This window comes from Kitasatospora sp. NPDC048296, from assembly GCF_043201815.1.
GTDB lineage: Bacteria > Actinomycetota > Actinomycetes > Streptomycetales > Streptomycetaceae > Kitasatospora.
Map to the genome: position 1 here is coordinate 1 of NZ_JBICZB010000216.1, position 1,418 is coordinate 1,418.

At 70.3% G+C, this 1,418-nt stretch carries 1 protein-coding gene; it reads right to left on the minus strand.

Going from position 1 to position 1,418, the window contains the following annotated elements:
• Window positions 1–14: 14 nt before the first annotated feature.
• A partial coding sequence (locus ACGF12_RS38570; protein WP_393041336.1) for an IS4 family transposase occupies window positions 15–1,418 on the minus strand: 1,404 nt, incomplete at its 5' end.

Here is a 1,418-nt window from a genome sequence, read left to right on the forward strand (position 1 = left end):
CAACGCCGCTGCGTTTAGCGTCGTGGGCGAGTTGCAAGCCCGTCTTCCATGATCTTGACCTCGGTATGGAGGGTGTAGTTCTGGGCGGTGGCGGGGTGTTTGCCGTGGTTGGAGGCGTACTTGCTGGCCGATTTCAGGCTCCTGGCCTTCATGCGCTGGCGGTGCCGCTCGGGCAGCAGGTTGGCCAGCAGGGCTCGGCCGATGGCGCCGACCAAGCGAACGGGGCCGTCGAGAACGACTCCGGCGGCCAGAGTCACCTGGTCGCGGGCGGCATTCAGGGCGACGGTGAAGCTGACACGGTCCATGTCCAGGCCCCGCTGGTCGGCCGCGGCGTCCGCGGCGGTTCTGATCAGCGCCTGGTAGACGGCGAGGACGCCCCAGACCTCCTGCTCCAGGTCGACGGGATGCCCGGAGCGCAGGACCCGGCCGTCCAGCAAGGTCGCCTTCAAGCTCGCGAAGGCGGTCTCCGCCTGCCACCTCTCGTGATACAGCGTCACGAGCCGGTCGGCGGGGTGGCGGGCGGGGTCCAGCAGGCTGGTGACCAGCCGCCACTGCTCGCGGCGGACGGTCCCGTCCTCCAGGGTGACGGTGATCCATGCCTCGATGATGCGTACGGGCAGCTTGCCGTAGCCAAGGCGGGCCAGGTAGGAGCCGTCCGGAAGCCGCAGCTGGATGGTCGGGCAGCGGCGGGCGGAGGAACGCACCAGGAAGTGCGCGCCGGTGGCCTGGATGTCACGTAGGAACTCCCAGGCGTCGAAGCCGGCGTCCGCCAGGACCAGCATCCGCGTGGTGAGGTGGCGCAATAGGTGCTGGGCATAGGCGAGTTCGCCGTCCTCCTCGGGTCCGAAAGCGGCGGCGATAACCGCGCGGGTACCGGTCTCGACCAGGGTGACCAGCCGCAGCAGCGGGTAACCGAACTCGCGCTCCTCGCCCCGACGCTTGGGGAACCGCGCGGTGACCGGGTCCCGGTCCGGCAGTTGCAGGCTGGTGCCGTCGAAGGCCACCGTCCGCATCCCGCACCAGTACGCGCCCGCCGTGTCACGCCAGGCGACCGGCCCGGCCAAGGCCTCGAAGAGCGCCTTGAGCGGCCTCGCGCCGAGCCGCCGTCTGGCCCGGGACAGCGACGAGGAGTGCGGACGGACCAGGGCGAGCCCGTCCAGCGCGCAGGTCAGTTTGTCCCACACCGCCCGATAGCCGCAGCCCTCGAACAGTGCCAACGCGAGCACGAAGTACACCACCACCCGCGCCGGCAACAGCCGCACCCGCCGCTGCACCGCCCGGGTCTCCGCGAGCACCGCGTCCACCAGCGCGAAGTCCACGATCTGGGTCAACTCACCCAGATGCCCCGGCGCGAACACCCCCGCCGCTACCGCGACCACCCGAGTGATGACAGACTTCTCCTGCAACGGGACCCCTGT